29 protein-coding genes are annotated in these 26,314 nt (G+C 69.2%); 16 read left to right on the forward strand and 13 right to left on the reverse strand.

Features of this window, described 5'->3' with window-relative positions; translation table 11 throughout:
• Position 1 precedes the first annotated feature (1 nt).
• Entirely contained in the window at positions 2–613 is a 612-nt protein-coding gene (locus tag H4W31_RS23125; RefSeq protein ID WP_192768567.1) for a DUF6879 family protein, read from the reverse strand.
• On the reverse strand, positions 606–878 hold the full coding sequence (locus tag H4W31_RS23130) for a hypothetical protein (RefSeq protein ID WP_192768568.1): 273 nt from the start codon (positions 876–878) through the stop codon (positions 606–608). The genes H4W31_RS23125 and H4W31_RS23130 overlap by 8 nt, the downstream gene beginning before the upstream one ends.
• 118 nt (positions 879–996) lie before the next feature.
• Between H4W31_RS23130 and H4W31_RS23135 the strand changes: the two genes are divergently transcribed.
• From H4W31_RS23135 to H4W31_RS23160, 6 genes are all read left to right on the forward strand, one after another.
• Entirely contained in the window at positions 997–1,410 is a 414-nt protein-coding gene (locus H4W31_RS23135; RefSeq protein WP_192768569.1) for a hypothetical protein, read from the forward strand.
• Between the two features lie 48 nt (positions 1,411–1,458).
• Positions 1,459–1,827, forward strand: coding sequence for a hypothetical protein (locus tag H4W31_RS23140; protein WP_192768570.1), 369 nt, complete (start codon positions 1,459–1,461; stop codon positions 1,825–1,827).
• A 217-nt stretch (positions 1,828–2,044) separates the two neighbouring features.
• Positions 2,045–4,579 carry a GmrSD restriction endonuclease domain-containing protein gene (locus H4W31_RS23145; protein WP_192768571.1) on the forward strand — a complete coding sequence of 845 codons (2,535 nt, stop codon included), beginning with the start codon at positions 2,045–2,047 and terminating at the stop codon, positions 4,577–4,579.
• Between the two features lie 115 nt (positions 4,580–4,694).
• Positions 4,695–4,970, forward strand: a complete 276-nt coding sequence (locus tag H4W31_RS23150; RefSeq protein WP_192768572.1) for a hypothetical protein — start codon at positions 4,695–4,697, stop codon at positions 4,968–4,970.
• A gap of 17 nt (positions 4,971–4,987) precedes the next feature.
• A complete protein-coding gene (locus H4W31_RS23155) occupies positions 4,988–6,094 on the forward strand; it encodes a hypothetical protein (protein ID WP_192768573.1) in 1,107 nt (368 codons plus the stop codon).
• Between the two features lie 2 nt (positions 6,095–6,096).
• Positions 6,097–6,420, forward strand: a complete 324-nt coding sequence (locus tag H4W31_RS23160; protein ID WP_192768574.1) for a hypothetical protein — start codon at positions 6,097–6,099, stop codon at positions 6,418–6,420.
• Between the two features lie 239 nt (positions 6,421–6,659).
• Here the strand turns inward: H4W31_RS23160 and H4W31_RS23165 are convergent, their stop codons facing one another.
• The 9 genes from H4W31_RS23165 to H4W31_RS23205 all read right to left on the reverse strand — a co-directional run bounded on the left by H4W31_RS23165 (position 6,660) and on the right by H4W31_RS23205 (position 17,232).
• Positions 6,660–8,615 carry an outer membrane protein assembly factor BamB family protein gene (locus H4W31_RS23165; RefSeq protein ID WP_192768575.1) on the reverse strand — a complete coding sequence of 652 codons (1,956 nt, stop codon included), beginning with the start codon at positions 8,613–8,615 and terminating at the stop codon, positions 6,660–6,662.
• Positions 8,616–8,768: 153 nt separating this feature from the next.
• Complete coding sequence (locus H4W31_RS23170) at positions 8,769–9,515, reverse strand: VOC family protein (RefSeq protein WP_192768576.1); 747 nt, start codon at positions 9,513–9,515, stop codon at positions 8,769–8,771.
• A 90-nt stretch (positions 9,516–9,605) separates the two neighbouring features.
• The gene (locus H4W31_RS23175; RefSeq protein WP_192768577.1) at positions 9,606–9,866 is read right to left on the reverse strand and encodes a hypothetical protein; all 261 of its coding nucleotides are present in this window, start codon (positions 9,864–9,866) and stop codon (positions 9,606–9,608) included.
• Positions 9,863–11,059, reverse strand: a complete 1,197-nt coding sequence (locus H4W31_RS23180; RefSeq protein ID WP_318783358.1) for a WXG100 family type VII secretion target — start codon at positions 11,057–11,059, stop codon at positions 9,863–9,865. Before H4W31_RS23180 ends, H4W31_RS23175 begins: the two co-directional genes overlap by 4 nt.
• On the reverse strand, positions 11,056–11,388 hold the full coding sequence (locus H4W31_RS23185) for an ESX-1 secretion-associated protein (RefSeq protein ID WP_192768578.1): 333 nt from the start codon (positions 11,386–11,388) through the stop codon (positions 11,056–11,058). Before H4W31_RS23185 ends, H4W31_RS23180 begins: the two co-directional genes overlap by 4 nt.
• Positions 11,378–11,809 carry a YbaB/EbfC family nucleoid-associated protein gene (locus tag H4W31_RS23190; protein ID WP_192768579.1) on the reverse strand — a complete coding sequence of 144 codons (432 nt, stop codon included), beginning with the start codon at positions 11,807–11,809 and terminating at the stop codon, positions 11,378–11,380. The genes H4W31_RS23185 and H4W31_RS23190 overlap by 11 nt, the downstream gene beginning before the upstream one ends.
• A gap of 290 nt (positions 11,810–12,099) precedes the next feature.
• Positions 12,100–13,176 carry a polysaccharide deacetylase family protein gene (locus H4W31_RS23195; RefSeq protein ID WP_192768580.1) on the reverse strand — a complete coding sequence of 359 codons (1,077 nt, stop codon included), beginning with the start codon at positions 13,174–13,176 and terminating at the stop codon, positions 12,100–12,102.
• Positions 13,177–13,379: 203 nt separating this feature from the next.
• A complete protein-coding gene (locus H4W31_RS23200) occupies positions 13,380–16,463 on the reverse strand; it encodes an EAL domain-containing protein (RefSeq protein ID WP_192768581.1) in 3,084 nt (1,027 codons plus the stop codon).
• 286 nt (positions 16,464–16,749) lie between these two features.
• A complete protein-coding gene (locus H4W31_RS23205) occupies positions 16,750–17,232 on the reverse strand; it encodes a hypothetical protein (protein WP_192768582.1) in 483 nt (160 codons plus the stop codon).
• Between the two features lie 541 nt (positions 17,233–17,773).
• On the opposite strand from H4W31_RS23205, the gene H4W31_RS23210 reads away from it, so the two are divergent.
• The gene (locus H4W31_RS23210; RefSeq protein WP_192768583.1) at positions 17,774–18,055 is read left to right on the forward strand and encodes a hypothetical protein; all 282 of its coding nucleotides are present in this window, start codon (positions 17,774–17,776) and stop codon (positions 18,053–18,055) included.
• A 29-nt stretch (positions 18,056–18,084) separates the two neighbouring features.
• Here H4W31_RS23210 and H4W31_RS23215 read toward each other — a convergent pair whose 3' ends face one another.
• Positions 18,085–19,236 carry a DUF4037 domain-containing protein gene (locus H4W31_RS23215; RefSeq protein ID WP_192768584.1) on the reverse strand — a complete coding sequence of 384 codons (1,152 nt, stop codon included), beginning with the start codon at positions 19,234–19,236 and terminating at the stop codon, positions 18,085–18,087.
• A gap of 77 nt (positions 19,237–19,313) precedes the next feature.
• A complete protein-coding gene (locus H4W31_RS23220; protein ID WP_318783359.1) occupies positions 19,314–19,727 on the reverse strand; it encodes a YchJ family protein in 414 nt (137 codons plus the stop codon).
• Between the two features lie 68 nt (positions 19,728–19,795).
• Here H4W31_RS23220 and H4W31_RS23225 point away from each other — a divergent pair, with 68 nt between their 5' ends.
• The 9 genes from H4W31_RS23225 to H4W31_RS23265 all read left to right on the forward strand — a co-directional run bounded on the left by H4W31_RS23225 (position 19,796) and on the right by H4W31_RS23265 (position 26,260).
• A complete protein-coding gene (locus H4W31_RS23225; protein ID WP_192768585.1) occupies positions 19,796–20,743 on the forward strand; it encodes a hypothetical protein in 948 nt (315 codons plus the stop codon).
• 134 nt (positions 20,744–20,877) lie between these two features.
• Positions 20,878–21,504 carry a DUF1707 and DUF4190 domain-containing protein gene (locus tag H4W31_RS23230; RefSeq protein WP_225947005.1) on the forward strand — a complete coding sequence of 209 codons (627 nt, stop codon included), beginning with the start codon at positions 20,878–20,880 and terminating at the stop codon, positions 21,502–21,504.
• 111 nt (positions 21,505–21,615) lie between these two features.
• Positions 21,616–21,894: a hypothetical protein gene (locus H4W31_RS23235; RefSeq protein ID WP_192768587.1), complete on the forward strand. Its 279-nt coding sequence runs from the start codon at positions 21,616–21,618 to the stop codon at positions 21,892–21,894.
• 227 nt (positions 21,895–22,121) lie between these two features.
• On the forward strand, positions 22,122–23,072 hold the full coding sequence (locus H4W31_RS43820) for a DMT family transporter (protein ID WP_318783360.1): 951 nt from the start codon (positions 22,122–22,124) through the stop codon (positions 23,070–23,072).
• A 126-nt stretch (positions 23,073–23,198) separates the two neighbouring features.
• A complete protein-coding gene (locus H4W31_RS23245) occupies positions 23,199–23,714 on the forward strand; it encodes a PH domain-containing protein (protein WP_318783747.1) in 516 nt (171 codons plus the stop codon).
• Between the two features lie 361 nt (positions 23,715–24,075).
• Positions 24,076–24,705 carry a translation initiation factor IF-3 gene (infC, locus tag H4W31_RS23250; RefSeq protein ID WP_192768588.1) on the forward strand — a complete coding sequence of 210 codons (630 nt, stop codon included), beginning with the start codon at positions 24,076–24,078 and terminating at the stop codon, positions 24,703–24,705.
• Positions 24,706–24,725: 20 nt separating this feature from the next.
• The gene (gene rpmI / locus H4W31_RS23255) at positions 24,726–24,920 is read left to right on the forward strand and encodes a 50S ribosomal protein L35 (RefSeq protein ID WP_192768589.1); all 195 of its coding nucleotides are present in this window, start codon (positions 24,726–24,728) and stop codon (positions 24,918–24,920) included.
• 33 nt (positions 24,921–24,953) lie between these two features.
• The gene (gene rplT / locus H4W31_RS23260; protein WP_192768590.1) at positions 24,954–25,346 is read left to right on the forward strand and encodes a 50S ribosomal protein L20; all 393 of its coding nucleotides are present in this window, start codon (positions 24,954–24,956) and stop codon (positions 25,344–25,346) included.
• A gap of 29 nt (positions 25,347–25,375) precedes the next feature.
• Positions 25,376–26,260: a TrmH family RNA methyltransferase gene (locus H4W31_RS23265; RefSeq protein ID WP_192768591.1), complete on the forward strand. Its 885-nt coding sequence runs from the start codon at positions 25,376–25,378 to the stop codon at positions 26,258–26,260.
• Positions 26,261–26,314: the final 54 nt, after the last annotated feature.

The raw sequence follows: 26,314 nt of genomic DNA on the forward strand, positions 1-26,314 counted from the left end.
GTCACTGCCCGCCGGGTGGCTCCAGGGACGCAACCTCCCGGTCGAAGAACTCGTCCAAGGGCTCTCCGTCGCGGTAGAGGTCGGCGACGAACCGCTGACACCGAACCACCAGGTCTCGGTCCAGCCACCGCTGAGCCGCTGTCAACACCCCGTCATCGTCGTAGATCGCCTCGTACATCACGTCGCTGCCGAGCGTGTAGATCTCCGGCAGCGGCCCGCTCGCCTCGTACCCGGAGACCCGATCTGGGCCGACCACCCGGGTCAGCCCGCCGTACTCATGACGCAGCCGGAGTACGTGCAGTTCCCACTGGAGGTAGGGCGTGAACGGCTTCTCGACCACCCGGACCCGGCGAGTGTGGAATCCACGCTCGGCGATCCCGCGGTAGTAGTCCGCGAACTCGGCACGTCGGCCGTCGAGGATCCCGAGCGATTCCGTCCACCGCCCGGCGGCGAATGCCTGCCAGCCGTCATCGCCGGGTTCCTTGAACGTCTGCTGCCGTTCCAGCTTCCAGAAACCCGGTGCGGTGATCGCCCAGAACCGTTGCTCGAAGTCGGCCCAGTACTCCCCGAGGCTCAGCCGCTCGCCGGGAGCACCGGCAAACAGGTCATGCATCAGGTATGTCCACCTTGGCCGCGATGATCGTGGATCGCGGGATGATAACCAGCCGTTCACCAGGATCGACCGAAACCCCGTCGGGAAGCCTGGTCCGGTATGCCTCCGTCAGGTCCTGCCCGATCACCGCGACGTCACCGTTGGCCAGCTCCCAGATGTCCGGGCAGCTGCCGTCGCCGGACGTGTTCCCCAACTCGTGCGAGGACTTTCCCCAGCGTCGGGACAGCTCCGCTGATGGATCCGCCTCCCATCGCCTTTCACCCATTGCGACCTCCGAGGATGTGTCATTGAGTGAGCACCTAACGTAACATTGATGAGCTGACTGCCCGCGCCGACAGGGCTGTGGTGATGTCCAGGCGGGCCACCCTCCGGAGGTGTTGCGAATGGCAGATCCCGTCACGGTCACCGCAGTCGCAACGCTGGTCTCCTGGGCGACGACCGAACTCGCCGAGGGCGGTCGGTCCGCCGTGCAGTCGTTGATCTCGTACGTACGGGAGCGGTTCCGGGATCGGCCGGTCGAGCGGGCGGTGGTCGACGTCGCGTTCCGTGAACAGCCGACTCCGGCCGCCCTGAGCCGACTCGCCGATCTCCTGGGCCAGGAGTCTGGCGCCGACCCGGCCTTCGCGGAGGAGTTCCGCAGTCGCTGGGTCCGGGCACATGCGGCCGTCACCGTAGAACAGGGCGGCGTGGTCAACTCGGTCTCGGGCGACGTCAGCGGAAACGTGGTGCAGGCGCGGGACGTACACGGCGGAATCAACCTCGGCGGCCCTCCGACACCAGGGAGCCGTCGTACCTGATTAACCGACGGGCGGCCGGTGACGCTCGACGTTGCTATCGTGCCTGCGATGAGCCCAGAGCAACCACGACGTAGCGTAGGGCGACGAGGTTCCAAGTCGGGACAGGACCCCCTCCAGAGGTATCAGCAGGAGGTCGCGGCACTGCGGGAGAGTTCCCTTCGTCTGTTTCGCAACGCGCTCGCGAACGTCCCGATCTTCTTCGCGGTTGTCTCAGGGTTCCTGATTCTCTCGGGCGACGTCACGCCTACGACGCTGGTCCCGATGTCGTTGAGTGTTGTCGGCGGGGCCTTCGGCATCGTCACCTATCTGGTGGGCGACCAACCCGCGCTGGCCCGTCGCCTGCTCGTCGCCGCGGTGGTCTTCGCCGCGATGGGCCTGGCCGGCATGATCCTGGTGAGAGTGGTGATCGAAGCATGACCTGTTTGGATCACGTACGCGGGCTCTGGCCACAACAGCAGACGGGACTGACGGCTGTGCTGCATCGCTGACCCGCCTCAGCACGGTGGCTACGCGACGCCTACACCTCGTCCACCATTGGGTGGAGTTCCTGTCCTGACGTACGTTGCCACGCGGACCACCACCTGATTGTCTTGCCCCGGCTCGAAGGCATGTCCACACGAGACGGGAGATCAATATGGTGGCGGCACGGGAGACGACGCTGCAAGAGTTGTTGGAGGGCTCGAAGCAGTATCAGGTGCCGCTGTACCAGCGTACGTATTCGTGGACCACGGAGCAGTTCGAGCGCCTGTGGGAGGACATCCTCAAGATGGTGGAGGACCGGGCTGCCGGAGCGAGCGGAACGCACTTCATCGGCTCCGTTGTACTGGCGCCCAGCCCCGCGAACGGTCCGGCGGGCGTTCAGGAGTTTCTGGTGGTGGACGGCCAGCAACGGCTCACCACCCTGTCCCTCCTGCTCTGCGCCATCCGCGACCACCGCGCCGAACACGAGCACCCCGAGCACCGGGACCGGATCGACCAGCAGTACCTGATCAACAAATGGAAACCGGAGCAGCACCGCTCAAAGCTCGTACCCACCCAGGCCGACCGGGCCGCCTACCTGGCCTGCCTGGACGCGACTCCACAGGCGGGCGGTAGCGACCAGGTCGGTGCGGCGTACCGGTTCTTTACCGCGCAGCTCGCCGCCGCCGACGACCCGGACGACCCCCTCGACATCGAACGCATCGAGGACGCCGTCATCTCGGGACTGGGACTGGTCTCGGTCACCGCGCAGCCGGGCGACAACGTTTATCGGATCTTCGAGTCTCTCAACAACACCGGGCGGAAACTCACCCAGGCTGATCTGCTGCGCAACTACCTCTTCATGCGGCTGCCCACCCGAGGCGAGGCCGTCTACCACTCCCTGTGGCTTCCACTCCAGAAGAAGCTGACCTCCAACGAGCTTGAGCTGCTCTTCTGGCTCGACCTGGTGCAGCGGGACGCCCGGGTCAAGCAGACGGACATCTACTCCGGGCAGCGGGACCGGCTCAACCGGATGCGATCCGAGGAGGAGATCGAGGCGGAGGTGCGGCGTTTCAGCCGCCTCGGAGCCCTCCTCGGGACCATCCTCCATCCGAGCGAAGAGCAGGACCCCGGCGTACGGCGGCGACTCGAGCGACTGAGCGCCTGGGGTACGACCACCGTCTACCCGCTCCTGCTGCACCTGCTCGACCGTCGGGAGCAGCAGACGGCGACCTCCGCACAGATCGCCTCGGCGATGCTGTACGTCGAGAGCTTCTTCGTCCGGCGTCTCGTCATCGGCCGGGCCACCGCCAACATCAACCGTATCCTTCTCTCGATCGTCACCGAGATGAGCGAGGAACTGCCGGTCGACGAGGCGGTTCGGGCATACCTGTCGGCCGGCCGGAAGCACTACGCCACCGATTCCAGCGTCCGTACCGCAGTGCCGTCGATGCCCTACTACCTGAACGGCCGCCCGCATCAGCGCAATCTGGTGCTCCAGTGGCTGGAGGAGTCGTACGGCAGCAAGGAAGCGGTGGCGCTGGACTCGCTGACCGTCGAGCACGTGATGCCGCAAACAGCCACCACGGAGTGGCGGCAGATGTTGGGCAGCGACCTCGGGCCCGAGGAGAACTTCGCCGAGGCGCATGACGCCCTGGTCCACACGCTCGGAAACCTGACCCTCACCGGCTACAACTCCGAACTGAGCAACAGCTCGTTCGCGGTGAAGCGCGTCAAACTGGCAAAGAGCGGGATCGCCCTGAACCAGGAGATCGCCGCCCAGGTCCGCTGGGGACGCGGCGAGATCCACGCCCGCGCCGATTCCCTGGCCGACCGCATCATCTCGATCTGGCCGGGGCCCAGCACCGAGGAGGCGGACAACAGGTCGGCGGTGCTCTGGGACCTCATGCACAAGGCACTCGCCGAGCTTCCCGCCGGTTCCTGGACCACGTACGGCGACGTTGCCGCACTGATCGGCAGCCACCCGGTGCCTGTCGGCGCCCGGCTCGCCACCTACCCGGCCCCGAACGCGCACCGGGTCCTCCAGGTCGAAGGCACCGTCTCACCCGGCTTCCGGTGGGCAGACCCGACCCGTACCGAGGATCCTCGGGATCTGCTGCGGGCCGAAGGCGTGGAGTTCGACAGGTATGAGCGGGCCAACCAGGCGCAGCGGATCGTCGCCGAGGAGCTGGCGCAGTTGGCCGGCATGACGCCGGGGGATCTGCCCGGTCCGCGCTCGAATCGGGACCTCCCGTACGCCGACCGGTTCGTCGAGCAGCTGACAGACCTACAGAGTCCGAAGGTGGCCAACGCGACCCTCGCCGTTCTCGAGGCCTGGACCGGGATGGGCGGGACCCTTGGCTACGGCAGCGGCGGGGAAACCTCGTGCTTCCTGCTGGCACGGGGCAAGGAGCACGAACTCGGCAACATCTGGCCCGCGGCGATCTACCCGAGCGGAAAGTTCGAGATCGTGTTCCAGCACCTGAGCGTCCGTACGCCGTTCGACGACGTCACCCTTCGGGAGGAGCTTCGGCAGCGGTTGAATCAGCTTCCGGGCGTGGATATCGCCGCCGCGAAGATCGCTCTTCGCCCTGGCTTTCCCTTGGAGGTCCTCGTTGATCCGACGGCCCGCGACGCGTTACTCGAACATCTCGGCTGGTTCTACGAACAGGCCCAGATGCCTACCCCGGACGCATCGGTCGCGGTCTAGGCGGTACGTCCAGCCGCACCCCGTCGGCTGCCCCTTCGGTGACCGTCGGTAGAGGACAGTGACTCTGGACGCCGGCTGCTATCTTTGGCTCAACTCTGACGCAGGGAGCGCTTCATTGTCGGACGAAAGTGAGTACATCCACGCGCTTCGAAGAAGGGCGGCGGATGTTTCAATAGCGTTCGGCCTCTTGATGCTCTACATCATGATCGCCCCGGGCGAGATCTCGCCTGCTCTGCCGGGGCAGATTGCGTGTGTCATTGGCGGGGGACTGGCAATTGGTGTCTACCGTGCACCCGAAACGTCCCAGTCGCGCCTGTTCAGCCTGTGGTCGGCGGTCATGACAGTTGTGGGACTAGTTGGGGTCGCGCTGGCTATATCGCTTGCCAAGTAGGGATACGGGGAGAGGGCATGAGCCTTGCGGTGCAACCGGATTCATTGGACGGCTACGCGAGGCAGGTGAGCCGGGCCGCGGAGGACAGTGCCGCCGTCAAGGACTACCTCGGAGGCTTTCCGACCCCGACTGGTCTCGATGGCGGCGGTCTCATCTATGCGATCGGATCTTCTCACGGCGAAGCTATGACGGCTGCGATCGGTGCGACGACCAGGGTCTCGGAGGTACTGGGGGCTAGTGAGACCGGCTTGATGTCTGCGGCCAGATACTATCGGACTGCGGATTCGGCTTCCGCAGCTCGGATGGACGGCTCGCTCACCGCGGGCCGACCTCCGGCCAGAGACTCCCGGCTCGACCAGCAGTGGGCGGCAGATCCCTGCCCACCGTCCTTCACAGACAGCCGCGACCCGAACGGTCGGCTTATTCCGGTCGCAGACGTCGAATACTCCCACCCGCTGGGGTTCATGGACAACCTCAGTATTTCGAGCTGGGCGCTGAAGGGTTTCCAGGAGGTGCTCGGGTTCAACCCCCTGGAGCGGGTCCTGGAGCACTTCGCCGGTGACTGGCAGTCCATCGCCAGAGGTGGAGTGGCGCTCGGTCGTGCCGGCGAGGCCATGCAGGACCTGGGCTACAACGTCCAGGGCGGGGCGATAGCGCTTCGCGACGACTGGACTGGCCGGGCCGCCGACATGGCCTTCACACACTTCACCCGCCTGGCGCACGGGGCCGCCGACATGCACGATCCGTTGAAAGAAATGGCCAAGAGGTTCGGCGAGATCGCACATGGTGTCTGGAGCACGTGCGAGGCCGTAAGCGGCATTATCAAGTCGATGATCGACGCGGCGATCGTTGCCGGGATCGCGGCGGCGGCCGGAACGGTCACGGCGGTGTCGGGTGTGGGGGCGGTCGTCGGTTACGGGGTGGCCGCCGTCGAGGTGGCCAACATTTTGCATATGTGGGCGCAGGCCACCAAGGCGATACAGGCCCTCTACGGACTTGTACAGGGTGCTGTCGGAATGATCGAGGCGCAGGTCACCCGTCTGCGGGATGTGACGATCCAGAACATGTCCGGATACACCTCCTACCGTCACCCGATGGTCCCCGACTCAGTGGGGGTGCACTGACCATGCATGACAGCGTCTATGAGATCGCCGGTGACGATCCACGGATCGCCAAGTTGCTTCGGGCCAGTCTCACCAAACTTGCCGACGGGCCATCGGGCCCGCTCCGGGAGATGGCGGAGAACGTGCTCAGCGGACAGCAGGATCTACGCGTCGCCGCCACGTCCGACGCGTACGGCTCCGAGTTGGGTGATGCCTTCGGCCGGTTCTGGTCGCACTACGAAACGCTGGACGAGACGCAGCGGCAGGAACTGGTCGAGCAGACCGAGGGGCAGCTCGACGATCTGCTCGCGGAGCCCAGCGACAGATCCCACGGCACCGATCGCTGATCGGTAACGAGGCCCACCTGCCATCTCACCGATTGTCCACAAATTTTTTCCGGGCCAAGGGTGAGCGAGAGCGGTGCCGGCAGTGCGAGGCCGATCGACGTACTCCGACGGGCGCAGCCGCCCCCCCGCCCGTACCCCCGGAACAGTCGCGATAGCTGGTGGTGACCTGGAATCGCATCACCGCACCCCAACTGACGACGGTCCGGGCGGGGCCGGCTGCTGGCCGGACGACCTCAGCCTCAGGGACTGGTACAGGTGGGCGAGGCCGGTGGCGTGTTGCTGCCGTTCCAATTGGCGAGGAAGCCGAACGTGGTGCTGCCGTTCGCGCTCAGGCGGCCGTTGTAGGCGGCGTTGCGAACCGTGACGTCGTCACCGTTGCCGGCGACTGAGCCGTTCCAGAGTTGGCTGATCCGTTGACCGCCGGGGAAGGTCCACCGTACCGTCCAGCCGTCGACCGCGGCGGCGCCGGCCCGCACCGCCACTTCCCCCTGGAAGCCGCCCGGCCACTGACTGACGATCCGGTACGCGACCGTGCAGGCCGAAGCCGGGGCAGTGGTCGGGGGAGTGGTGGGCGGCGTTGTCGGGGCTGCCGTGGGTGGCGTGGTCGGCGGCGTGCTGGGTGGCGTGGTCGGGCCGGCGGGGAGCGAGAATGCGTAGAACGTGGTGCTGGTGGCGCCGAGACGTTGGTAGCCGTTACCCCAGTAGAGCGTGCCGTCGACGATCGCGGGGCCGGCATTCGAGGCGCCCGCGCCCTGGTACTCCCACAGCACCTCACCCGTGGCGGCGTCCAACGCGTACATGTAGCCGTTCAGGGAGCCGTAGTAGACCACCCCGTTCGCCGTGGTGGCGGGACCGACCGCCAGGCCGCCGTGTGGTTCGGGTACCTGCCAGAGGATCTCACCGGTCGCCACGTCCAGCGCCCCGAAGGAGCTGTAGTCGATGGTTTCGCCGTTGGGCAGCTCGTACGGCTCCCGGTCGTAGTCGGTCTCGGCGAAGAAGATCCGCTCGCCGTCGTTGGCGGTGCCCCACTCGATGCCGCCCAGCACCGAACCCGGCCCGACCGACGCGCTCCAGATGATCTCTCCGGTCACGGCGTCGAGCATCCAGAACTCGCCGCTCTTCTGACCGGCGCCGACGGCCCGGCGGGGCTGACCGTCCGGACCGGGAATGGTGAACAGGTGGGTGCCGTCACTGGTGTCGTGGTCCGGGCCGGGGTTCGGGCAGTTGTTCGGCGGAAAGCCGGGTATGCAGGCCAGGTTCCAGGCGTCGAAGCGGGACGGCCCGGTCGACCACTTGATCTCACCCGTGGTCAGGTCCATCGCGAGAATCGAGTCCTTGGCGTTCCATGGCGGCAGGCACTCCTGCGGGGTACCGCCGTTGGTCTGGCACTCCTGGGCGCTCTGCGGGATCGAGTAGTTCTGGCCGGTACCGACGAAGACCGTGTTGCTTCCCGGGTCGATGGTGGGGGTACTGCCCCAGACCGACGCGCCGCTGAAGATGTCGCCGCCCGGGCCCTCCTGTTCCGGGAGGGTGTGGCTCTTCCACAGCACCTCCCCGCTGGCGGCGTCGATCGCCACCAGGCTGCCCCGGAACGTGCAGCAGTCGTACGCCGGGTCGCCGGCCTGGAGGAACTCCAGTGAGGAGACGCCCTGGTAGATGACACCCGCGTAGATGGCCGGCGACGAGGTGAGTATCGCGTCCGGGTGCGGGTCCATCGCGGTGTTCCAGCGCAGGTCGCCGGTCTCGGTGTCGATCGCCAGCAGGCGGCCACCGGCCTGGGTGCCGATGTAGGCGGTGTCGCCCGCCACGAGCGGGCTGGTCCGGGCGAAGGTGTCCGGGATGCCGGCGTACTCGGGAACCGAGCGGGACCAGATCACCTCGCCGGACTCCGCGTCGACCTTCCAGAACGTCCCACCCCAGTCGGGGAAGTAGACGGCGCCGTCGACGACGGCCGGCGTCGCGGATACGTCGCCGCTGGTGGTGGCGGTCCAGTCGACCTCCAGGTCGCCCACGCTCGACGGGTCGAGAAGTTGTTCGGCCGGATTCGACCGGGTGTTGCTGATGTCGTGTCCGCCCATCGCCCATTGTGCGCCATCCTGGGCGCTTGCTGGTGGTGCGTGGACCACCGGTACGAGCGCCACCACGCATGCCATGGTCAGCGCGGACGCGCCCACGGCGCGTCGAATTGTGCTCATCGTAGACCCCCTTACGAGTGAGACATATCCATAGACATATCTCAATGTAGAGGTCGATTCAAGAACGTTGGCGCCGATTTACGCGATATTCACGCACGCAGGGCCGGGCAATGCGCTCTGCCCGGGTTGACGCGTCGACGGGACCCGGCCGGGTCAGGTCCCGTCCGGCAGCCACCCCGAAAGGACGCCAGGATCGGCGACGGCGTGTTCCACCTGCTGCCGCTCCTGCGCGCTCAGCGGGATCTCCCGGAGCTGGGAACCCCATCCGGGTACCCGGTCGGGCTCGTTCAACGCGATCGACAACTCGATCAGCGCGGCCAGCGCCGTGGCCCGTTCGACGGCGGAGGCCGTTCCCGCGTGCCGGCGCAGCCCGGAATTGAGTGCCCGGAACGCGGCCAGGTCGTCGGTCTTGAACTCACGCAGGATCCGCGCGTTGTCCAGGACCTTGGCCAGTCCCGTCAGCCGCTTCGAGCCGCCGTACTCCAGTTCCTGCGGTTCGTCGCGCCGGATGAAGATGATCGAGTTCCCGGAGGGATCGACGATGCTGAATCGGGACGCGCCGGGCCGGTAGCGGGTGATCCGGGGCAACCCCTTGCCAAGAACCTTCCCGTACGTCTTCCGCATCGCCGCCACGAACGCCGCGTGGTACGGGGCGACCGCCCCGACCATCACCATGCAACCACCGGTGTTCTCCAACGACGGATCGAGGCCGGCGGACGCGGACCCGTAGTGCAGCTCGAACCCGCTCCACCGGAACGCCAGATACACGTAGGGCTTCCGCTGCTCCCAGATCACCTCGAACCCGAGCGCACGCCAGAACGCGAGAGTGTCCTCGGCTGACACGCAGGGCAGCAGCGGCACGGTTCTCTCGTCCGGCACCACCAGTTCGTCGGTCGTCATCCTTGGCACCCCATCCGGCTGCAGTGGCGAGACCGGCCATTGTGCCAGCGGCCGGGCCCACCGCGCCTATGGCCGAACCGGTGGCGGGGCTCAGGCGGTGTAGAGGACGGAACCGGCCGGGACCTCGCCGGCACCGGACTCGACGCCCACCGTCGTCATACCCGGTCGCCCGTGCAGCTCGACCGTCCTGATGGTGGTCCGGATGCTCTCCCCGGCCGGTGTCCGGATCGTCACCGCGTCGCCGACCGCGAGATGTCCACCGGCGCGTCGCCCGGACAGCATCAGAAGGTTGCGGCTGGCGAGGCGGTGGACGAACTCCACCCGCAGTTCCGCCCGTTCCTGGTCGCTCACTGGGTGTTCCTCCGCCATTCCTCCACGAACCGGTCCTCGGACGCGTACGCCTCGTCCTCGAGTGGGCCGGTGTTGCTGGTAACCCGCCCCTCGCGGTACTGCTCGACGTGGATGCTCTCATGGCCGAGCGTCCGGACCAGGGTTTCCTCGTCGATGAAGGCGGCGGGGCCGAGTTGCACCCCGTCCGCGTCGGTACGCGCGATCGCGCCCATGAAGTCCAGGTAGGCGATGTCGTCCGGGGTCTCGATGACGTCGATGTTCACCCCGCGCAGGTCGACGCCGGCCAACTCGGCGTACCGCTCGATCGTCTCCCGGTCGCGCGGCAGTCCGAGCCCCTCGTCCATCACCTGCCGATTGGACACCGCCCCGGATCGTGAGTGCAGTACGGGAGGCGTCGCCGAGTCCGTACCGCCGCGATTGCCGAGCCGACGGACCAGGTCGGAGAGTTCGTCGATCAGGTCGCCGAGCCGGGAGAGCATCGGTGCCAGCCGACGCAGGCTGGTGATCAGTGCGGTGACGACCTTGCCGATCCGGGCCACCCACTTCGCCACCAGGCTGCCCACCTGAGCCACCACCAGCGGGGTGGCCAGACCCAGCGTCAGGCCGGCCTCGGCGAGCCACATCGGCAGGCGTACCGCCAGCACCGAGACGAAGTCTGCGATCAGATCCCGGACCATCTCCCGGACCAGCGCCACCAGCAGCCCGGCCGCCTCGACCAGGGTGCCGACCCCGCCGGCTCCGCGCCCGATGCCGTCCATCGCCTGGAGCTGCGTGGCCGCGTACGACCGGTACGCCTCCGCCGAGGCCCCACCCCACTCGCTGATCTCGGTCGCGAGCGCCGCCTGAAACTCGGCGGCGACGTCGGCGGAGTTGGCCGCCACGTTCCGCCAGGTCTGCGCGAACGCGGTGATCTGGTCCGGGTCACCGGCGAGCCAGTCCAGCGCGTCCGACAACGGCTTGACGTGGTCCAGTAGCCATGCCACGCCCCAGCTCACCAGCGAACCCAGTGGATCGAGCACCGCGCCGAGGGCGTCCAGCCCGGCGGAGACGCCGCCGATGGTGGCGTCGATCCAGCTACCGGACTCGATCCCGGCGACCGTGTCGGCGACGCTCTCGACAAGGCCCAGCCCGGTGTACCACTCGGTCGAGTCCTGGCGGGCCGCGATCAGCGGGTTGGCTGCCACGTCCGTCACAGCGGCAGCTCGATCCGCCGACCGCTCGCCGTCACCCGCTGGGCGCTCGCGGTGTCGGTCGATTCTGCCGTACTGGCCACGGTGCGCAGCCGGGTCGCGGTCTCGCGCAGGCCCGAGGTCAGTTCGCCGAGGGCCGCCACCGTCCGATCGGCCAACGGGTTGATCAGGCCGGGCAGGAACGCACAGATCTGCCCGTACGCCTCCGCGCCCATCTGCACATGTGCCGCGGCGGCGCGGCCGTTCTCGATCCCGTCCGCGGCGGTGTCCGCAGATCCTGCGTGCCGTTGCACCGCCGGAACCGGCACCCGCATCTCGCCGTCACCGGTCACGGCGCACGTCCCGACGGTAGTCGTCGTTCCCGGCTTCGTCCGACGGGTCCTGCGGCTCCGGAAAGCGCCGGACGTACGACTCCAGCACCGCCTGCCCGGTCTCGGACTCCACGCCCACCGTCTCCCGTACCACCGAGGTCAGCTCGCCGGCCAGTCTGGACTGGGCCTTGGCGATCGTCGCCATGATGACCCTGGCCAGCGCCGAGGACGTCAACCGCTGTACCCGGTCGTCGAGTTCCAGGCCGGTCAGCACGCCGGACGAGGCCACGGTCACCCGTACGGCTCCGTCCGCGCCGGTCGCCGAGGCGGTGACGGTGGCGACCCGGTCCGACATTTCGGTGGCCGCCGCAGCGCGTGCGGACACCTGGGCCGTCCAGGAGCGGACCCACTCCTGCGCTCCGTCAAGGTCTCGTCCCAGCATCAGCGGCTCCCTGCCGGCCACCGGGCGCCCGCCTGGCGCCACGTGATCATTCCACTCTGCACCATAGCGGCTACCCCGATTCCGATGATCTTCGCCATGGGAATCCTGGGCCGCGATGCGTGGGTGGTACCCGGCACGGCGCTGATCGGCACTCGTCACCGTCGTCGTCACCGGTCGATGACGAGGGACGGGGCTGACGACGACGGGGCTGACGACGACGGGGCTGACGACGGACGGCCGGTGCTGCGGACGGAACCGCCCGCCGCACCGGCCGTTGCCGGGCAGTGGGATCAGGTGGCTCGGCAGGACGGTGTCATGCCCGATCCGCTGCCGGTGCCCTGGAAGCCGAACTCGGTCGACTGACCAGCGGCGATCCGGCCGTTGAAGCTCACGTTGGTGAACGTCACGGCGCCACTGGTGCCGCTGCGTTGGGTGTTCCAGGAGCTCGTGATCGCGGCTCCGGACGGCAGGGTCATGCTCACGGTCCAGCCGTTGGTGCCGGACGAGCCGGCCGTCACCCGTACGGTGGCGACGAAGCCGCCGTTCCAGGAGTTGAGTGTCACCCCGGCGGAGCAACCGCCCTGGGTGGGCGGGTTCGTGGGCGGGTTGGTCGGCGGGTTCGTGGGTGGGTTGGTCGGGGGATTGGTGGGTGGGTTGGTCGGCTGGGTGCCGTCGGGCGCGACGGCACGGCCGGTGCTCGGGGAAATCATCCCGGGGCAGAGGCCGCGGCTGCTGAGGTTGGCGACGATCTGCGCTATCGCGTTGATGGTGGTCTGGTAGCCGTCGTGCATCAGGATCACGCCGCCGTTCTGGAGCGTGGACGCGGCCTGGACGATCTGGCTGGTACTCGCGCCGTTCCAGTCCTGGGAATCCACGCTCCACAGCACCTCGGTGAGGCCGAGCTGGGCTTCGACCGACTTGAGCGTCGCGTTGGTCTCGCCGTACGGAGGACGGAACAGCCGGGGTGCGCTACCGGTGGCCTGCTGGATGGCCTGCTGGGTCTGGCTGAGCTCCGAGGTCATCTGGGCGGCGCTCATCTGGGTCAGGTGCGGGTGGGTCCAACTGTGGTTCCCGATCCACATGCCGGCCGACTGCTGCGCCCGGACCAGCGCCTGGTTCTGCTGTGCCTTCTGCCCGATGTTGAAGAAGGTGGCCCGTGCGCCGGCCGAGGTGAGCGCGTTGAGCAGCGCGTTGGTGGTGCCGGCGTTGGGGCCGTCGTCGTAGGTCAGTCCCACGTAACCGTTGCACGGCGCGGCGGCGACCGGTGGTGCCGCGACGGTGATAGCCACGGCGCCGGCGGCGATGGCCAGGGCGAAGGTGGCGAGCGTGACGCACAGGCGTCTCGGTACTCGACGTGGACGGGGCATGGGGGACTCCTCGGTGCGTGGCGGGGTGGGCCGCCGGTGGTGGGTGTTGAAATGTTTCGTTGATTCGATCGAAACATATCAAGCGACGATAGTCGATATCCGGGACGTGGTCTTCCCGATCGGATCGGCCATCGACCGATCACCGGGCGGCCCGAGTACGAGGCATTCCGATTGCCAGGCGGCCCGATTGGCAGGTGGCCCGGTTACCAGGCGGCCCGGACCGTCATCCGTCGAGCGTCGGCCGGAGTTCCGTTCCGGAGGATGGCCTCGGCGTCCGTTCCCGGGACCGGGCCGGAGAAGAGGTACCCCTGCCCGTGGTGGCAGCCGTAGAACCGCAACTGGTCCCGCTGTGAGGTGGTCTCGATGCCCTCCGCCACCAGCTCGAGCCCGAGGTTGATGCCCATCGACACGATCGAGCGCACCAACTCCCGGCTCTTCTCGTCCGTCGCCAACGGCGCCACGAACGAGCGGTCAATCTTGAAGGCGTCGATGGTCAGATGGTGCAGGGCCTGCAACGAGGAGTAGCCGGTGCCGAAGTCGTCGATGTGGAGCTGTACGCCCATCTCGTGCAGCGCCGCCAACTTCGTCCGGGCCGCCTCCACGTCGTGCACGATCACGCCCTCGGTTATCTCGATGATGAGAGCCGCCGGATCCAGGTTCGCCGCCCGCAGGCTTTCCTCGACGTCCTCGATGAGCCGGGTGTGCCAGAACTGCCGATTGGAGACGTTGACGCTCATCCGCAGTCCGTCCGGGCCGAGCCCGCACGCCCGCCAGGCACTGATCTGCCGGCACGCCTCGGCGAGGACCCAGCGCCCGATCGGCGGCATGAGCCCGCTCTCCTCCGCGATCGGCAGGAAGTCGTTGGGCATCACCAGCCCTCGTACGGGATGGCGCCAGCGCACCAGTGCCTCGAACGCACAGGTGAGGCCGTCGCTCAGTCGTACGATCGGCTGGTAGTGCAACTCGAAGGCCCGGGTCTCCAGGGCCCGGCGCAGCTCCGCCTCGGTACGCAGCCGACCGACCACCCGCTCGTGCATCGCGATGTCGAACACGGCGTGCGAACCCTTGCGCCGCCACTTCGCCGAGTACATCGCGGTGTCGGCGTCCCGGATCACGTCCTCGGCATGCTGGTAGCCGGTCGTGCTGCGCGAGATGCCGATGCTGGCGGAGACGACGAACTCCTCCTCACCGAGCCGGAACGGAAGGTCCAGCGCGGCACGGATCCGCTCCGCGACCGCGACCGGGCCCTCGCCGTCGGCCAGGTGACTGAGCAGGATCGCGAACTCGTCCCCGCCGAAGCGTGCCGTGACGTCGGCCGCCCAGGTGTTCGCCCGGATCCGCTCGGCGACCTGGACGAGCAGCCGGTCCCCGGCCAGGTGCCCCAGGCTGTCGTTGACCAGTTTGAAGCCGTCGAGATCCAACAGCAGCACCGAGTAGTGGCGGTCCGGATGCCGCGCATGGGAGCCGACGGCCTCCTCCAGTTTCTTCAGGAACAGCGTCCGGTTGGCCAGCCCGGTGAGCGGATCGTAGAGCGCCGCGTGCCGGAGAAGATCCTCCTGCGCGCGCAGGGATTTCAGCACCGCCGCGTGGTCGAGGGCGATCGTCAGCAGCGCCGCCCACTGGTTCATCATCTCCCGACCGATCTCCAGGTCGGCCTCGATCGGGCCGACGAGGGCGAGCATCCCCCAGTCACTCGTACCGATCTTCAGCGGCGCCACGTACACCATCTGGTCGGCGTCCAGGTCGGCGAGTTCGACCAGCTCGGCGGGCGGAAACGACCGCAGCGACACCGGCCCGACCGGGGTCGGCACCAGCCCACGGTCGCGCTCGAACATCGCGACGACGTCGAGCTTCCGTTCGGTGCCGTGGTCGGTGTCCGTGGAGTGTGACCACAGGCCGAGGCAGCCGCCACGGGCGTCGGTGTCCTGGATCCAGGCCAGTCCCCGGGGATCCTTCTCGTGGCTGCGCAGCAGGTTCTTGCTGACGGTGTACAGCATCTTGAGGGTGGTCAGGAACTCGTTCTCCTCGACCGTCCGGGTCCGCGAGCGGCTCTGCGCCAGGGCCACGACGATGTCCTCGGTGCCGGCCCGGACCCGCTCGGCTCCGGCCTGGTTGTCGCCGCCGATCCGCTGCGCCAGGCGCAGCCCGAACTGCCGGATGTGCTGCATCATCTGGACGGCGCCCTCCGGATGCCGCTGGTTCAGCATCTGGAGTCCCACCAGGGCCTGTCGGAGTTCGAGGGGATTCGGTGCCGGCGTACCGTCGGCCGCCGCCGCGAGTGCGTCCGCGACCAGGGCACCGGCACCCGCGATCGTGGCCCGGCCCGCCGGATCGGCGGGCCCTGGTGTCAGGACCGCTGTGAGCTGGGCGACCAGCTGCTCGGTGGTCGACCCGTCGGGCGGCGAGGCTGTCGAGGGCGGCCCCGGCATCAGGGTGTCGGGGCAGCCGCACGACTCGCGGGGCCGGAAAGTCGTGGGGACGTACCAGGTGCGGGCCTCGGGTTCGTCGCCGGCGACGGCCTGCAACGCCAGCCGTGCGGCGATCTGGCCCAGGTTCTTGAAACTCTGCCGGACGGTGGAGAGGCTCGGGGTGAGGTACACGACCCCGTCCATGTCGTCGAAGCCGACTATCGCCTGCTCGCGCGGTACGTCAACCCCGGACGCCAGCAGGGTTCGCATCAACCCGATCGCGTTGAGATCATTTCCGGCCAGCACCGCCGTCGAGGGCATTCCGGCGGCCAGCATCGCCCGCGCGGCGCGCTCGCCGCCGCTCTCCCGGTTGTCGCCGGTGTCGAAATGCAGATCGGCGCGCGGCGTTATGCCGCACTCTATGAGGGCGTCGCGATAGGCCTCGTACCGCTCGCGGAGATCCCGCAATTCCAGGTACCCGGCGAAGGCGATCTCCCGATGGCCGTGTTCGACCAGGTGAAGGACTGCCTCACGGACGCCGCTCCGGTTGTCGGGCAGGACGACGGGACATGACAGGCCGGGCATCTCGTCGCTGATCATGATGACCGGCTTGCCGGCGCGTCGGATCGCCTCCAGGTACACCAGCGACGCGGAGTTGAGGATGACGACGAACGCGGAGACGTGGTCCCACGCGACGGGATGCCGGAAATCGGGAGGTTCGGGCGGGTCGAAGTCGAAGGTCCCCGCGCCCAGGGTCTGAATCGCGATCATCCGGCCGCCCGCAGCCGCCGTCGTCCGCGCGATTCCGCCGAGAATGCTGCCGAAATAGTCACATCCGACAGACATGGTGAGCACGCCGATGGTGGGGCCATCGACCACGGCTATCACCTCCTGCACCATTTGCGCCGTGCGTCGAAGGCCGGGCCGGTTCGGCGGGAAAAGTGGCTTCCAGCAGCAGCCCGAAGACCTTCCGGAATTTTTCAGATAACTGAGCGAGCGTACCGAATCATGTTCTGGTGCGTCGATACATGCCCGACCCGAGTCGCGCGACTCAGTCCGGACCCGGCGGCAATTCATCCGGCGGGACCGGTCCCGCGCCCGCCGCCTACCGCGTCGAGAACCCGGTCGAGGGGGTACGGCGATCGGGAGTCGTCGCCTGCTGGGGTTATGAGCCGACGCAGCCCGACAGCTTGGGAATGACGTCTGCGGGTACCAGTTTTGTGCAGATGCCGTCCGTCCCGGCGACCATCGCTGTCCAGGTGGCGGTGCCCTGGTCGTACTTGAAGGCGATGAAGGCCGGGTCGGCGAGTTCCGGCGGGACGACGGTGACCGCCGTCGCGTACCCCCGGTGGCAGGCCACGTTCCGTACGCCGCTGACTCGCGCGTCGACGGCAGCGCTCAACTCCTTGTTGGCTTCGAGTGCCGCGAAGAGGGTCATCGGGTCGACCGGACAGCCGTCCGCCGAGGCGGGCGTGGCGGCCGGCGTGGTCGCGGCAGGTGCGCTGGTAGCCGTCGGCGCGGGCGGTGGGGTTGCGGTGCCGGACGGCTCCGGGTCGTCGCTGCACGCGGGTACGGCGACCGCCAGTCCGACGAGCCCGAGGGTGAGGCCGAGGATCCTGCGCTGTGCTCGGAGCCTGACGACGCCCATGGGCCAGCACGGTACAGAATCCCGGGTACCGGAACCAGGGCAAGGAACCTGAGGCGCTCGCGTCGCCCGGGAGACCGCTCGTCAGCCCTGCTCCGTCAGCCCGGCTCGTCCTCGTCCGCTGGCGGTCGTGGCTTCCGGTGTTCTGCGATCCACGCTTCGACCTCCGATTTGAGCCAGATGGTCGTACCCCGAAGCTCCTGGTAAGGAGCGGGAAATGTCGGGTGCCGAATGAGCTGTCGCATGCGCGACCGGCCCACGCCGAGCATCTCTTGCAACTCGTAGGGCCCCACCATCTCGCCTGGCCGCTTAGGCATACATGGCAAGCTAGGCATGGTCGGGTCTACCCAATTCGGTGCTCCTGATACGGTGCTCCCTATTGCGCAGGGGGCTAGATCTGGGGGAGGATCCGAGGCGGGCCTCCCGCCTGGCAGGACAGGTAGCCGACGGGCGGGGGTGCTACCCGGGGGCTGCCGCCGGTTCTCTGCAGGTCCTCCGGCGCCCGGTGGCAGTCCCGCCCCCCCCGTCTGCCGAGGAGGTTTCCGTGCTCTACCACGCGTTTCATCCGCCCGATCAGCCATCGCTGACCCATGAGCAGCGAACCGAACGTCTCAGAGCCGAGCTGGCAGCCACCCAGCAGGCCCTGTGCGTACTCCAAGGCGCGCTGACCGACGCGAAGACCCGGCTCGGGATGATCAGCCGGATAGCGCGCGACGTCGAGCGGACCCGCCGGGCCCCAGGGGCGTCGTGGGCAGCGGTCCGGGCCGCCCTCTACTCACGGCCGGAGGGACTCAAGGACGTCGGGCCGGATCTTCCGATCCTCTGAGTCGGGTAGGTCCCGGCGACCACGCCGGATCACCCGACGGGCGATGCGGGTCCCGGTCGTCTGTCCCGGCTCGCCTCGGCGGAGCCGTGGCAGGCCCATATCCGGGTCCACTCCCGGCGGAGTCGAACCGAGTCGGCGACACCGGACAGCACCGGGGTGCTGTCCACGTACTGGTCGATGCCGCCGACCGGAGGCAGCCCGGCGATCTCGGGATCACCGATCCGGGCGAGCAGGGCGGCGGCGAACCGTCCGGCGTCGATGACCGGGTACGGCCGGTCGTGGAACGGGCGACGCGTGGTCTCGACCGGCTCGGCCAGGCCGAGCCGGTTCTGCCATCCGCCAACCGCCTCGTAGGCGGTGCAGAGTGCCGCCTGCCGACCGGCGCCGTCCCCGGTCAACGCCTCGCCCAACGCCGCCCCGATGCCGGCCGCCTCGGGCAGCTCACCGAACGCGCTGCCCAACCACTTGCTGTACGGCGGATACCGCCGTCCCAGCAGCAGGCAGAGTCGCATCACGTCCCGGGCCAGCCGTGCCGTCAGCACCCGGCTACCCAGCTCGTCGCCGGCCTCGGCGGTACGGCCCACGAACGGCTCCTCCTCGGCGATCCGCATCCACTGGCAGGCGAGCAGGTAGCGCCAGACATCGTCCGGGTACCACCGGAGACGGCCACGCAGAGCGGTCAGCTCACCGATGCCGTCGTGGAACACGGCACCGCCGGTGACCTCGGCCAGCCGTTGCGAGGGTGTCGCGAGCCAGTCGAGCGTGCCGACGTCGTGGCGGGGATCGAAGCCCAGGTATCCGTCGCACCAGGCGCCCAACTCCGTGACCCGGACCCGGTGTGCGATCGGTCCGTCCGTGTGCGCCAGCACCCGGGTACGGCCGTCCGCCGGGGCGAAGTGGGTCGGCCAGCCCGCGACCTGCGTCGGCAGCCGGGCCGTCAGCATCGCCGGGATCTCCTCGCCGTGCCGGGCGAGGTCGTCGGGGGTCAGGAACAGTTCGAGGCGGGGACCCCAGTCATGGTCGACGGAACGCTCGGTGTCGAAGCCGAGCACCTCCGAGCCTTCGCCGAGCCGCCCGGCCGCGTACCGGAGTTTCGGGTATGCCTCGTGCAGCAGCGGGCGTACCGCCTCGGTGTAGAACAACCGGCAGAGCCGCAACCCTGGCACGAACGGCGCCCACATCCCGGCACCCTACGACTGCGGGCGCGAGGTCGGCATCCGGTTTCCCACCGCGCCGCGCTCGGGCGAACTCACGGCGGTCAGGCCGCGTCGAGGTAGACCCACTGCCCGTCCTGCCGGGCGAAGCGGCTGCGTTCGCGTACGTCCCCGGGGCGCCCCGCCTGCCGGTAGTGGGCCCGGAACTCGACCACGCCGACGGTGTCGAACATCCCGCCCCGTTCGGTGTCGAGGATCTCGAGCCGGGTCCACCGCTGCCCCGGGTCGAGCGTCAGCCGAGGCGGCAGGGTGCTGGTGTGCCAGGTGCGCAGCAGATAGGCGGTGTCGCTGACGGCGTACGCGCTGAATCGCGAGCGCATCAGCGCCTCGGCGGTCGCCGCGACACTCCGCCCCTGGTGCAGCGCGCCGCAGCAGTCCTCGTACGCCTCTGCGGAGCCGCACGGGCACGGCCCGACGGGCCCCGGCGCCGCCGACCGGCGGACGTTGCGTTTTGCCACCGGACCATTGTCACCGCCCGACCGGCCTGGGCGCGGCCGGGTTGGCGACCGGGTAGTGCAATGGGGGAGTGAGTGACGATATCGAGCAACGGCTGACGGCGGCGTCCGAGGCGGTACGCGAGCGGGAGGTGGCCACCGCCCGGGGGGAGGAACTCCTGCGTCGGATCGAAGCGGCCACCGGGGCGATCGACGGGTTGGCCGCCCTGCTCGCCCGGGAACAGCAGGACGTCGACCGGTTGGAGGGTCTCTCCCTGACCAGGGTGCTGGCCTCCCTGCGTGGCGACCGTAACGACGCGCTGGCCCGGGAGCGGGCCGAGACCGACGCCGCGCGCTACCGGGTCGCCGAGGCCGAGGCGCGGTTGGCGTCGATGCGACGGGAGTACGCCGTGCTGCGGGCGCGGCTGGCGGAGCTGGACCGCGCACCGAACGAGCTCGCCGCCGTACTCGACGAGCGGGAGCGGCGCCTGCGGGAGTCCGGCGACCCGCGCCAGGCGCCGCTGTTGGAGCTGGCCGGCGAGCGGGGCCGGCTCACCGCCGAGGTACGCGAGACGGACGAGGCACTGCGCGCGGCGGGCCGCGCCGCACAGGCTCTGCACCTGGCACGGGACAAGCTCGGCAGCGCGTCGAGCTGGTCGACGTACGACACCTTCTTTGGCGGCGGTGTGGTCGGTAGCGTGATCAAACACTCCCGGCTCGACGAGGCGGCCCAAGCGGCGGCACGTGCCGACCAGTGCCTCGCCGTGCTGCGTACCGAGCTGGCGGACGTCTCGGACGTGCCGTTGGGCGGACCGCAATTGGCGATCGACGGAACGACCCGGTTCGTTGACGTCTGGTTCGACAACATCTTCACCGATCTGTCGGTACGGGACCGGATCATGACCGCCCAGCGCAACATCGAACAGTCGATCCAGCGGGTGGCGGAGGTGCGGGACCGGTTGACGCAGCGGGCGGCGGAGGCGCGTACCCGGCTCGCCGCGATCGACGCCGAGCGCCGGAACCTGCTCACCCCACGCTGACCGGTGCCCCGCCGACCCCGCCCGTCGCCTCGACGATGGGCGTCGCGTCGATCGGGCCTCTTGACGGCCTGTCGTTAGCTTGACTTTGTTCTGGTGACCGCAGTGGTAACAGGGAGGGAGCCGGCGCGGTGGCGATGGACGAGCGGGTCGGCACGGCTCAACGCAACACGGTGCTCGAGTTGCTCTCGCGGGCGCTCGAAGAGGGTTACCTCGACCTCTCCGAGTACGAGGAACGGATGACGTCGGTGCACACGGCCAGAACCGTCGGAGACCTCGTACGGCCGTTGGTCGACCTGCCCAGCCAGTTCCGGTGGGATCCTCGGCCGTACCCCGCCCCGGCAGCACCGGCTCCGGCGCCGGTACGGCCCACCCAGCCGGTGGGCTGGCTGGACGAGGCGCCGACGTGGCCGACCCAGCCCGGTTGGACCGGCCAGCGTGGGTGGACGACCGACCCCGGCTGGTCGCCGCAACCCGGTTGGTCGGCCCGGCCGCCCTGGGCCGGCCCGCCCGCCTCACCGGGCCCGCCGACGGAGGACGGCCGCAGCAGGGCGATCGCGGCTCTCACGCTCGGCCTCGTCTCGCTTCCGATGTCCATCTGTCTCGGGGCGGGACTGCTGCTCGGCGTCCCGGCGATCATCCTGGGGTGGCCGCGACGGGGTCGGCCGCAGTCGGCGAATGCCACCGCCGGCCTGGCCCTCGGTCTCGTCGGTACGGCGGTGTCGGTCGTGATGATCGCGATGCTCTTCACGGACGGCTCCTGACCGCCCGACGGCCCGGCCCGGTGGCGCACCGCCGCCCCGGCCGTCCACGCCGCTGCCGTCGGCCAGTGGTGACCCGGTTCCAGTGGTGATCCGGTTCGATACCCTCGCGCCGTGACTCAGCCGCCCCTGCTGCCGCGTCCACCGCGACGGTTCCACACCGACGACATCCTCTCCGGGCGGGTCAACCTGGACGGGTACCCGTTCCGCTACATCTACGTGCAGCCCTCGCCCGGCGGAGTCGTCGGCGCCGCCTTCTCGTTCGGCTCGCAGATCCCGGAGGAGGTCGACAAGGTGCTGACGGCGGTGGAGTTCCTGGAGAGCCGGGGCTGGGAAGTGGTCAACTTCGAACAGGGCGGGCTGATCGCCCACCTTCGCCGCCGCCACCGATAGCTGAGCCTCCGCGGAGAGGGGTGTGTCCGCGCGGAGAGGTGTTAGTAGGGGGCCCTTCCTCTACAAAAAGCGATAAGAAGGGGCCCTTCCTTGCACCCAGGAGCGGGAGCGATCCTGGTCACGATCACGGACAGGCGCGCTCGTTGGCTGTGAAGCTGAACCGGCGCCGCGTGGAGCCGGGTCGAACGGCGGCCCCCCCGGGCGGCGCGTTCGGACGGGGTGTCACTGTGGGAAGGGTGCCGGGTGTCCCGGTGAAGGTGCTGCCGGGATGGGCCGCGATCGGGCTGACCGTGGTCGGTGGCGTCGGATCGGCGGCGCAGAGTCTGGCCAACGCCGAGATGGGCGAGCGGACCGGTCATCCGATCATCGGAGCACTGGTCAACAACACCGGTGGCATGGCGCTGGTGCTGCTCGGCCTGCTCGCGCTGCCGTCGATGCGTACCGGGCTCGGGGTGGTGTTCCGGACCAGGCTGCCGTGGTGGACGTACCTCGGCGGGCTCTGCGGCGCGTTCTTCATCGTCGCCGCGACGTACATCGTGCCGGTGCTCGGGGTCGCGGTCTACACCATCGCCCAGGTGGCCGGCAGCAGCGCGGGTGGACTCGTGGTCGACCGGACCCGGCTCGCCCCGGCCGGCCGGATGGGGTTGACCGGGCCACGAATGGCCGGCGCGGCGCTCGGGGTCGGCGCGGTGGCGCTGGCCCAGTTCGGTCGGCCGGTCGGTGACCTGGCGGTGGGGCTGGTGCTGCTCGGTGTCGCCTGCGGGGTGGTCATCGCCGTCCAGGGCGCGCTGAACGGCCGGGTCTCCGCGGTCGGCAATCCGGCCGCCGCCACGGCGGTCAACTTCGCGGTCAGCAGCGTGGGGATGGTCGCGGTGGCCGCCGTCGTGGGTGTCCTCGCCCGGCTCGGTTCCACGGACTGGCCGGCGCAGTGGTACCTCTACATCGGTGGTCCGCTCGGGGTGGCGATCACGGTCGCGGTCCTGCTCGGCATCCGATCGGTGGGCCTGCTCCGGACCGGCCTGGCGCTGGTCGCCGGGCAGCTCGGTGGGGCGTTGCTCCTGGACCTGCGCCCGGGCGGGCCGGGGGCGAGCGTGGCGGTGCTGGTCGGCGCGGTGATGACCCTGCTGGCGGTGATCGTGTCCGGCCGGGCGACTCGGATCGCCCCTGCCGCTCCCTGAGCCGTCGACGGCGCTCCGAGCGGGCGATCCCGTCGACGCGGATTGGTCCTTGAGGGCTTACCGGAGCAGGTCGCCGTGCCCGAGTGGGTCGGCGGATGGCAGACTGGCGGCGTGACCGACTCCGCCGTGGTCCTCGCCCCCACCGCCGTACGGGTGCGTCCGCGACGCATCCGGGTGGTCTGCTGGATCCTGTCGCCCGCGCTGTTCCTGATGTTCACCCTGTTGAGCATCGGCCTGCACGGCTCGACCGGTTCGGGTCAGGCCACCTTCCAGCGCGGCGACCAGCTCGCAATGGTCGGGCTGGGCGTGCTCGGCGGTCTGCTGGTGCTCCTCTTCACCCGTCCCCGGGTGGAGGCGGATGACCGGGGGATCCGGGTCCGTAACGTGATCGGCTCCTACGACCTGCCCTGGGCGGTGGTCCGCGCGGTGCGCTTCGACCGGGCTTCCGCCTGGGCGAACCTGGAACTGCACGACGACGAGCTGGTGCCGATTCTCGCCCTCCAGGCGGTGGACCGGGAACTGGCGGTGGACGGGGTACGCGCGCTGCGCGCCCTGCACGCCGCCGCCCACGGGGAGCCGCCGCAGTACGCCGCCCAGGAGCAGCAGTTGCAGGTTGCCCAGGAGCAGCAGCCCGGCAGTTGACCGTACGGCCCAACTCGCCCCGCGACCGGCGTGCCCGTTTTGGCATCCTGCGGGCTGACCTGCTAGTCTTTACCAGTCGACCACTGTCACACACGCACCGTTGGATGGGTGTGGGTGAGACGGTCAAGAAGCGGAGCGCCTGCTCCCACCCGAGTCGCCGTCGTCTGGTGGCCGGGTCCGGTCACCGATCCGGCTCCGCCGGGTCGGGCGCGCGATGCGTAATCGCGCCATCTGACCGGTCGAGTAGGCCCCGGCATGCGCCGGGGCTTTCTGCTTTGGGTCGAAGACGTAGGACCGGCCACTGCTGACGCGGGGTCGGTGAGGATCACCACGAGGAGGCCCCATCAGCGTCGAGCCACGCGTGAACGAGCAGATCCGGGCACGTGAGGTCCGACTGGTCGGCCCTGAGGGTGAGCAGGTGGGCATCGTCCCACTGGAGCGCGCCCTTCAGCTGGCCGCGGACGTCGACCTGGACCTGGTCGAGGTTGCGCCCATGGCGCGCCCGCCGGTGTGCAAGCTCATGGACTTCGGTAAGTTCAAGTACGAGAGTGCACTCAAGGCGCGCGAAGCCAGGCGTAACCAGCAACAGACCGTCATCAAGGAAATGAAGCTCCGACCGAAGATCGACCCGCACGACTACGAGACCAAGAAGGGTCACGTGGTGCGGTTCCTCAAGGCGGGCGACAAGGTCAAGGTGACGATCATGTTCCGTGGTCGTGAGCAGAGCCGACCGGAGCTGGGTTACCGGCTCCTGCGCCGACTCGAATCGGAGATCTCGGAACTGGGATACGTCGAGGCCGCTCCGAAGCAGGACGGCCGTAACATGATCATGGTTCTGGCTCCGCACCGAGCCGTCAAGGCGTCCGCCACGGCCGCCACGGCGGCCAGGACGGGCTCCGCGCGCGAGCGGGAGGCCATTGCCGCCGAGGCGCAGTCGGCCGACGGGGCGACGCCCGCCGCGGCCGAACCCGCCGGGACGACCGGCGAGTAACAGGGGAGAGACGCACCAAGATGCCGAAGATGAAGAGCCACACCGGGATGGGCAAGCGGGTCAAGGTGACCGGCAAGGGCAAGATCGTTGCCCAGCAGGCCGGGCTTCGCCACAACCTGGAGAAGAAGTCCTCCACCCGGACCCGCCGGCTCAGCGGCACCGTCGAGGTGGCCAAGGCCGATTTCAAGCGAATCAAGAAGTTGCTGGGCCGCTGACGCGCGCTCTCTTGACCCGAAGGAGTAGTTGAGATGGCACGCGTCAAGCGGGCTGTGAACGCCCAGAAGAAGCGTCGTACGGTGCTGGAGACCGCCAGCGGCTACCGTGGCCAGCGGTCCCGGCTCTACCGCAAGGCCAAGGAGCAGGTACTGCACTCGATGCAGTACGCCTACCGGGACCGGCGGGACCGCAAGGGCGACTTCCGGCAGCTGTGGATCACCCGGATCAACGCGGGTGCCCGCGCCAACGGGATGACCTACAACCGGCTCATCCAGGGCTTGAAGCTGGCCGGGGTCGAGGTCGACCGCAAGATCCTGGCCGACCTCGCGGTGCACGACGCGACGGCCTTCGCGGCCATCGTCGAGGTCGCCCGCGCCGCCGTGGCGGCCGAGGGCACCGGTGGCGCGTCGGCCCAGGCCGCCTGACCCCGCGACACCCGATCGAGGCGTCCCGCATGCCGGTCAACCCGCAGGTGGGACGCCTCGACCATGTCCGCACCCCGGAGCAGACACTGTTCACCCCACGTACCCCCAGGGTCGTCGCGGCCCGCCGGCTGCACCGGCGCCGCGACCGGGAGACCACCGGCCGGTTCCTGGCCGAGGGACCGCAGGCCGTCCGGGAAGCGCTGGCCCGGCCCGGCGTGGTCGCCGAACTCTTCGGCACCCCGACCGCCCTCGATCGGTACGCCGAGCTGGTGGCCGCGGCCACCGACGGCGCGGTGCCGGTGTCCCCGCTCAGCGACGACGCCCTCGACGCGTTGACCGAGACGGTCGCCCCACAGGGGATCGTCGCCGTCTGCCACCGGATCGACGTGCCGATCGACACCGCGCTGGACCGGGCTCCCCGGCTGGTCGCCGTGCTGGCCGAGATCCGAGACCCGGGCAACGCCGGAACGGTGCTCCGGACCGCCGACGCCGCCGGGGCCGGTGCGGTGGTCTTCGCCGGGAACGCCGTCGACCCCTACAACGGCAAGTGTGTGCGCTCCTCCGCCGGCAGCCTGTTCCACCTGGACCTGGTCCGGGCCACCGAACCGGTCGGTGCGGTCGAGCGGCTGCGGGCCGCCGGGCTCACCGTGCTGGCCGCCTCCGGGTACGGCGAAACCGACCTGGACGAGCTGACCGACGCGGGTGGCCTGGCCCGGCCGACCGCCTGGCTGTTCGGCTCGGAGGCGCACGGGCTGCCGCCGGAGCTGGCCGAGGCGGCCGACGCCCGGGTACGGGTGCCACTGCACGGCCGGGCCGAGAGCCTAAACCTGGCTGCCGCCGCAGCGGTCTGCCTGTACGCTTCGGCCAGAGCCCTGCGAGCCGGCCCCGGCGTTTCCACTGCGGAGCGCGCATAATGGCCGGGGAAGCAGTTACCGATCGGGGAGATGTCGACCTGATGACCGAGTCCG

Source organism: Plantactinospora soyae, assembly GCF_014874095.1.
GTDB classification, from domain to species: Bacteria; Actinomycetota; Actinomycetes; order Mycobacteriales; family Micromonosporaceae; genus Plantactinospora; species Plantactinospora soyae.